This window comes from Acinetobacter sp. YH12201, from assembly GCF_013418145.1.
Taxonomy (GTDB): domain Bacteria; phylum Pseudomonadota; class Gammaproteobacteria; order Pseudomonadales; family Moraxellaceae; genus Acinetobacter.
Window position 1 is genome coordinate 1 of the sequence record NZ_VPCP01000115.1, and the last position, 6,863, is coordinate 6,863.

Genomic DNA, 6,863 nt, shown 5'->3' on the forward strand with positions numbered 1-6,863 from the left:
AGTTTATTTCGCTACGGTTTGGACTATGTTCAAATGGCTATTCTACGTTTGATTGGTTTTGGAAAAAAAGAAGAATTTAAGAAAGTGCTAGCAATTTTAAGAAAGAAAAAGCCTGATAGGACAAGGACCCTATGAAATTTGTCGTGTACAGAGGTTAATTTTAGAAAAATTAAAGGATACTTAGATCATGATAGTCCATATTACAAGAGAAGCTTGTTGTTCCCAAGATGATCAATTAGGCCCTTTAGAAATACAATTAGAATTTGATGAAAATGCAACATTAGAACAAGTAATAAAGGAAATCTGTAGACTAAAATTTCTTCAATATAGTTCATCACATAACCATATGATAGGAAGAATAGATGATCAAAAAATAGTAGAAATACTACTACTTCAAGAAGAAGTAATTTTTCATCTTCAGAAAGATAGCTTAGTTAAGAAGTTAATAACTGAAAATGGATTAAGCTTTTCTTTTATAAATAGTATTTTTGACATTAAACATAAAACAATAACTGGAAATAAACCTAACGAATGTCTAAAAAAAAGAAGCTTTTTACAAAACCTTATTTTTTGGAAATAAATTGTCTTTTCACTTATTTAACATAATGGCTGTTATACGAAATTAATAATGGTAGGACATTTCTACTTAGGAATAACAAATGGATGTCCGTATAGATTACTTGCATATTGTATTCGATCGAATACAATATAGTGAGAAAACAAGGAATCCTCATGATTGAAATTAAACGTCTGCCAGAGTTTGATGAATGGTTGGATGACATTAAAGACAATATGACCCGTATTCGCCTGAATCGTAGATTGGATAAGGTTCAACGTGGAAACTGGGGAGACATTAAACCTCTCCAAGATGGCGTTTGGGAAATGAGAGAATTCTTCGGTTCTGGATGGAGGATGTATTACATCCAACATGGTGACGTAGTGATTGTAATGCTTGGTGGAGGAGATAAATCGACTCAACAACAAGACATCGATCGTGCAGTCAAATTATCTAAAACATTGGAGGATTAAAATGGTTAAAGTCGCTGATTTACCAAGTTTTGATATGGCTGAGTCGCTCAAAACTGAAGAAGACATTGTGATGTATCTCAACATAGTTCTCGAAGAAAATGATCCTGCTGAATTAGCCCACGCACTTGGTGTAATTGCCAAAGCTCGTGGTATGACTCAAATCGCTAAAGAGGCAGGAATTGGACGTGAGGCTCTGTATAAAGCACTTCGTCACGACTCTGCACCACGTTTTGATACGATTAATCGTGTAGTGAATGCTTTAGGTTTAAAGATCACAGTACAACACGCCTAAAAATTTAAAAAATATAATAAAAATGGGAGCTTTAAGCTCCCATTTTTGACTTCGTATAACGTGTATTATGTTAATTTTAGAATAATTAACACTTAACAATTATTGAAGTCTAGCAAGCATTAATTTAGCTTGGGCATGTCCTTGATCAGCGGCTTTGCTATACCACTCAAATGCCTTGGCATTATTTTGCGTAACACCTTGACCGCTTTTATACATTTCTGCAAGGTTGTATTGTGCATAAGCATCTCCTTGAGCTGCGGCCTTACTGTACCACTCAAACGCCTTGGCATCATTTTGCGTAACACCCAGGCCTTTTTGATATTTTCCCCCAAGCGTATTTTGCGCATAAGCATGCCCTTGAGCTGCGGCCTTACTGTACCACTCAAACGCCTTGGCATCATTTTGCGTAACACCCAGGCCTTTGCTATACATTACACCAAGATTATTTTGTGCACTAACATGCCCTTGAGCTGCGGCCTTACTGTACCACTCAGCAGCCTTGACATCATTTTTGATAGTACCTTGACCATTACTATACATAACACCAAGATTATATTGTGCACTAACATGCCCTTGAGCTGCGGCCTTACTGTACCACTCAAACGCCTTTACTTTATCTTTGGTGATGCATTGACCATCGCTATACATGTTACCAAGATTATTTTGTGCATCTTTATCCCCTTGAGCAGCAGCTTTACTAAACCACTCAAATGCTCTGATATCACTTTGAGTAACACCTAAGCCTTTTACATACTTAGTTCCAACAACATTTTGCGCTTCAGCATGCCCTTGAGAAGCAGCTTTGATATACCATTCAAGTGCCTTAGCATCATTTTGCGTAACACTTAGACCTTTGCTATACATCAAACCAAGGTTAAATTGTGCATCTATATCCCCTTGGGCAGCGGCTTTACCAAACCATTCAAATGCTTTGATATAACTTTGGGCAACGTCTTGACCTTTCCAATACATCACACCAAGATTATATTGTGATTTAACATTCCCTTGAGTTGCTTTAACTTCTGTTTCTTTAAAGGATTCCTGATCCGCAAAAACAGGATTGATAAATACGCATAATGTAAAAGGCAACAATATTTTTTTAGATAATTTCATAAATTATTTATATTAAATCAAATTAATAGAATCATACCTTAGGATTAATTCTTTCGTAGAAAAATTATAGAAACTTCCACTAAATAACTATGTATTTAACATAATGGCGGTTATACACAATACATTTGTATATTAATATAAATATCAACAGCTTAATAAAAACTTAAAAATCCCAAAATGCCCAAAATGCCGATTTTGAAACAAGTCGGCTTTTATGAGCAGTTTTGATATTTTTTGCCAACACTTTTGCTCAAAAAACACTCAAAACCCAAAATCACATACACTCTATAAGGCTTTCAGCCTTAAAACAATCCACAATTTTTGCGGATAAACCTTGGGGTAAGTTTTGAGCAATCTTGTAAGCCAAGGCTGACATGAATTAGGGATCATGGCGTCTATGTCAGTATGGGGATTTTTCATATGATGGGGACATAGAGAACAGGATGTTCCAACACATAAAACAATAATGATAAGTGCAACACCAGGACGTGAGGTACGACAGGAGTTATACCTAAACCACCGATACGAAAAAGCCCGACAGGATGTCGGGCTTTTTTTATTGTCTAATGACGATAGCAATACTCGAACTTAATAAAATCTGAGTTAAAACTTTCTTTCAACCTATCTCTTATAATTTTTTCACGTTTTTCAAAAAAGTTAGGCTCATGATCTATAACGTTTTCAAATGAAAATTCAGCTTCCATTAAATTTCGGTGATATGTATTCCCATTTATATCACTATCACGATATGTAGTATTTCTTTTATTATAGATAAGAATAGTTCCAAAAACTTTCTGAAACTCAGCTTCACTCAAATAAATCGTTGTAATTTTTAAACTTTTTACCACACAAGGAATGTAATCCTTACGACTATCTGTAAACATATAATTTCTACTCTAAATTTGAAAAAATAAATTTTTGAATTAAAACAAGAAGTAATTTTTAGTGTAATAAGTTAACTAATAGATTAAAATATTTACTAAGCAGTAATTGTATTATTTTAAATTGTCCCTATAATTCAACTGTGCGAGTAAATCCTAGATAACTGCGACGCTCTTCTGAGTATCGTAAGCGTCAATTAATTGGCGTCGGTCCTAGGGGTCGCACTTTTTTTTGCCTGTAATTTTATGAAAGCATGTATTTATTTAGATGAAAGTGGTGATCTAGGCTGGAATTTTGATCACCCTTATAGGCAAGGTGGATCTAGCCGGTTTTTAACAATAGCATGTGTAATAACTCCATCTGAAGATGTAAAAAGACCTAAGAAAGTTATTAAAAGGCTCTACGATAAATTCAATTGGCCAACAAATGAAGAAAAAAAATGGGCACATATGTCCCCACAAGAAAAGATAGATTTTTCTACAAAAGCCAAAAACCTTAAGTCTACGAATCCTCAAATTAGATATATGAGCATGACTGTACGTAAAGAAAATGTTCAAGAACATATTCGAGCAGATTCAAATAAATTATATAACTATATGATTTCAAAACTTCTGCTAAATGAAATGGCAAAGTATGATGAGGTAACATTCATACCAGATCCAAGAACAATTAAAGTAAAAAGTGGTAATAGCTTACCAGACTATCTACAAACACAATTGTGGTTTGAAAAGCAGGTTACGACTAAATTAAATTACCAACCAATTTCAAGTGATCAAAGTCTTAATTTGCAATTTGCTGATATGTTATCAGGATGTATTCAATCTCATTTTGAAGACACCAATAGTATAAATTTCAATCTACTAAAAGACTGTATTAGCTATAAGGTATTATTCTTTTAAAAAAGGTGAGGAGCTAAGAACCAACATCATCGATTTGGTAATGAGCGTCTGTGTTTACAAACGTGCTCCCACTGTCCATTTCTATAACGTTGATAAGCTCTTACAATTACTGGTTTCAGCTTCATGGTACTTTTCCTCTCGTGGTTAAATACGAAAAGTAAGCACAGCTCCTCAGTGGCAATTATAACCGATTAAGATTGTTAATTTAACAAATACTAAAAAATTAATAATATATACATGAAATTAATTTTAATTATCGTCTACAAACCCCATTTTAGGGAATCAATACAATAAATCTATCGCTTTAATATAGTTCATATAAGTAAGTTTCCCCCCTAATGTATTAGCATCTTGTACATTTCTTATATTTTTAAGAGATCGTATTTCTTTAGATAATTTATTACTAGGTCTTAAACTATGCCTGCTTATTGCTATCCCATTAATAAATCTTAATTTTTCTCCAAAAAATCTAACTTTATCTGCGTTGATACTATGATTGTATTTAGTAACTATCTCAGTCACTTTATTTTTAAAGTTGTCATTTACAGCAACCCCTGTAAATGAAATATCATCTACATAAATTGTCATTTTTATTTTACGACTAGCCGCTAGTTTATTTAATTCATCAAACATAGGCTTATTAGCCCAGAATGCTAGCATCAAGCTTAATGGACTCCCAGTTGGAATATGGTTATTCACAGTGCATATATCTGCCATGAAATCTGCCACATCTCTTGGGTACTGTAAAAAATAACCAAAAAATTGTTGTACTCTGATTCGAGATGTCGAAGGGAAAAAGTTCTCAATATCTATATTTAATGTTGAGCCATGACAATTCGCATGTGCTTTAGCATTAAGTACGCAAGAAGACTTTTTCTTTGAAAATAAATAATCTGGTGCTGGAATTTCACTAAGTAGTATATGAATCTTTCTATGGGCTTTGTTGCACAAACCTATCTGTAAAGGGTTTTTCAGCGATATAATTTTCAAATGAAGAAGCCTACACACAAAATCTACCGCACAACCAATTGGCCCGCATATAACCGAGCACTCATGAGTCGCGGAAATATTGCCATTTGGTTTGATCCTGCTACGCAATGGTATGCGCCATCAAAAGGCAAACAAGGGCGAAATCAAACCTACTCCGACGCAGCCATCCAATGCTGCTTAATGATTAAATCCTTATTCCATCTGTCTTTACGTATGGTCACTGGCTTTGTGCAAAGTCTGATTAAACTTTGCGGATTAAATTGGACCGCACCAGATTACAGTACGCTTTGTAGAAGACAAAAGCATATTGATATTGCAATCAGCTACCAAAAAAGTAGCGATGGGCTGCATCTACTCGTAGACTCTACAGGCATGAAGTTTCTAGGTGAGGGCGAATGGAAACGCAAGAAACATGGAGCTGAATATCGTCGCCAATGGCGTAAACTGCATATTGGTATAGATACTGAAACACTGCAAATACGTGCCGTTCAGCTTACGACAAATAATGTCAGTGATTCACAAGTACTAGGTGATTTACTGGATCAAATCCCACCAAATGAGCGAATAGATTCTGTCTATACCGATGGGGTGTACGACACGAAGTGCTGCAGACAAGTGATTTCAGATCGTCAAGCACATGCAGTAATTCCACCCAGGAAGAATGCCAAGCCCTGGAAAGATTCTAAAATCAGTTCAATAGAACGAAATGAGTTACTTCAAACGGTTAAGCATTTAGGCAGAACCCTATGGAAAAAATGGTCGGGCTATCACCGTCGCAGTTTGGTGGAAACCAAGATGCATTGCATCAAATTATTAGGCGATAAATTAATGGCAAGAAGCTTTCCTAGTCAGGTGAATGAGATCCATGCACGTGTAGCAGTCCTTAACAGATTTACGGAATTAGGTCGACCACTTACCCAAGTTACGCCTTAAATTTGGCTCAATTAGGGGCGCTTTGCATTTCAAATCTTTGTGCAACAAAGCCAATTTAAACTAATTCTAACTGTTCGGCTTCTTCTGTAACTTCAATATCTTCAGCAGCAGAATTTTCAAATTCATCATTTAACCAACGCTGTAATAAACTACGCATTCTTGAGCTTGGTACATAAATATTGATTGGGTTACCTTCACGAATAGCAGAACGCCATATCCATTGGACCATCTCAGATAGAGCGAATACATCTTCCTTAACAGGGAATCCCTTCATAGCTGAAGCTTTAACAACCATTGGATTTGGATATAGGTTCATCAAGTAAGCTAAGTTGGTTTTGTCTTTGTATTCGTTAGTTGCCTTTGTATTGAAGGCTAACCATTCTTCTTTATAGCGTGATCCAGCAATTGCTGAATGTGCTTCTTTAAATGAAGTCCAAAGTCTATCTGACTTTTTCGCTTTAACATGGTTACGGAAATAGTTATCAAGATTTTTTGACAACTGCTCACATAAAGCTTTCTTATTTGATTTGAATTGGCTTGAACTCAATGCTGTAGTTTTAGTACCAATCTCATTAATAAACTTGTTATCTGAAATAGTGAGCCTGTAAATAATTTTGTGTAATTGCTTTTCATAAATTTAAAGGTGATTGCTTAAGCGGTCACCGAATTCAATAATAAAGCGGCTCATGGCTAAACGCCAGTCGCGAATAGGCATATTCCACTTT

9 protein-coding genes and 1 pseudogene are annotated in these 6,863 nt (G+C 35.1%); 6 read left to right on the forward strand and 4 right to left on the reverse strand.

Going from position 1 to position 6,863, the window contains the following annotated elements:
* The 4 genes and pseudogenes from FTU91_RS15085 to FTU91_RS15100 all read left to right on the forward strand — a co-directional run.
* Positions 1–135: pseudogene (locus FTU91_RS15085) on the forward strand (IS4 family transposase); the annotation flags it as partial.
* Positions 136–187: 52 nt separating this feature from the next.
* Complete coding sequence (locus FTU91_RS15090) at positions 188–580, forward strand: hypothetical protein (protein WP_180082760.1); 393 nt, start codon at positions 188–190, stop codon at positions 578–580.
* Positions 581–732: 152 nt separating this feature from the next.
* Complete coding sequence (locus FTU91_RS15095) at positions 733–1,029, forward strand: type II toxin-antitoxin system RelE/ParE family toxin (RefSeq protein ID WP_180082761.1); 297 nt, start codon at positions 733–735, stop codon at positions 1,027–1,029.
* Between the two features lies 1 nt (position 1,030).
* Positions 1,031–1,321: an addiction module antidote protein gene (locus tag FTU91_RS15100; protein ID WP_180082762.1), complete on the forward strand. Its 291-nt coding sequence runs from the start codon at positions 1,031–1,033 to the stop codon at positions 1,319–1,321.
* Between the two features lie 99 nt (positions 1,322–1,420).
* Here FTU91_RS15100 and FTU91_RS15105 read toward each other — a convergent pair whose 3' ends face one another.
* On the reverse strand, positions 1,421–2,434 hold the full coding sequence (locus FTU91_RS15105) for an SEL1-like repeat protein (RefSeq protein WP_180082763.1): 1,014 nt from the start codon (positions 2,432–2,434) through the stop codon (positions 1,421–1,423).
* Between the two features lie 563 nt (positions 2,435–2,997).
* Positions 2,998–3,318, reverse strand: a complete 321-nt coding sequence (locus FTU91_RS15110; RefSeq protein ID WP_180082764.1) for a hypothetical protein — start codon at positions 3,316–3,318, stop codon at positions 2,998–3,000.
* Positions 3,319–3,561: 243 nt separating this feature from the next.
* Here FTU91_RS15110 and FTU91_RS15115 point away from each other — a divergent pair, with 243 nt between their 5' ends.
* The gene (locus FTU91_RS15115) at positions 3,562–4,215 is read left to right on the forward strand and encodes a DUF3800 domain-containing protein (protein ID WP_180082765.1); all 654 of its coding nucleotides are present in this window, start codon (positions 3,562–3,564) and stop codon (positions 4,213–4,215) included.
* A 282-nt stretch (positions 4,216–4,497) separates the two neighbouring features.
* On the opposite strand, the gene FTU91_RS15120 is transcribed toward FTU91_RS15115, so the two are convergent.
* Positions 4,498–5,205: a reverse transcriptase family protein gene (locus FTU91_RS15120; RefSeq protein WP_180082766.1), complete on the reverse strand. Its 708-nt coding sequence runs from the start codon at positions 5,203–5,205 to the stop codon at positions 4,498–4,500.
* On the opposite strand from FTU91_RS15120, the gene FTU91_RS15125 reads away from it, so the two are divergent.
* The gene (locus FTU91_RS15125; protein ID WP_180082767.1) at positions 5,206–6,138 is read left to right on the forward strand and encodes an IS5 family transposase; all 933 of its coding nucleotides are present in this window, start codon (positions 5,206–5,208) and stop codon (positions 6,136–6,138) included.
* A gap of 55 nt (positions 6,139–6,193) precedes the next feature.
* Here FTU91_RS15125 and FTU91_RS15130 read toward each other — a convergent pair whose 3' ends face one another.
* On the reverse strand, positions 6,194–6,637 hold the full coding sequence (locus tag FTU91_RS15130) for a hypothetical protein (RefSeq protein ID WP_257221763.1): 444 nt from the start codon (positions 6,635–6,637) through the stop codon (positions 6,194–6,196).
* Between the last annotated feature and the right edge of the window lie 226 nt (positions 6,638–6,863).